General features: G+C 45.8%; 2 rRNA genes. Both read left to right on the forward strand.

Annotated elements, in window-relative coordinates:
- Window positions 1–106, forward strand: a 23S ribosomal RNA gene (locus NJD71_RS13805); the annotation flags it as partial.
- Between the two features lie 139 nt (window positions 107–245).
- Window positions 246–349: ribosomal RNA gene (gene rrf / locus NJD71_RS13810) — 5S ribosomal RNA — on the forward strand; the annotation flags it as partial.

Here is a 349-nt window from a genome sequence, read left to right on the forward strand (position 1 = left end):
GATTTCCCTAAAGAGCCGTTCAAGACTAGGACGTTGATAGGCAGGGTGTGGAAGCACAGCGATGTGTGTAGCTAACCTGTACTAATTGCTCGTTTGGCTTGACCATACAACACCCAAGTGGTTTGTACCAAGTCTAATTATCTGTCATAGACAGAACATTTCGATATCACCTTTTAACCTTGATTCAGTCAGGTTACGTGATACTTATTAAAAGTCACACATCAGACTCATATCTAACCCCCTTTGCTGACGACAATAGCGCGATGGCCCCACCTGATCCCTTCCCGAACTCAGAAGTGAAACATCGTTGCGCCAATGGTAGTGTGGTTCGCCCATGTGAGAGTAGGTC

The organism is Psychrobacter sp. PP-21 (assembly GCF_033790785.1).
In the GTDB taxonomy this organism is placed as follows: domain Bacteria; phylum Pseudomonadota; class Gammaproteobacteria; order Pseudomonadales; family Moraxellaceae; genus Psychrobacter.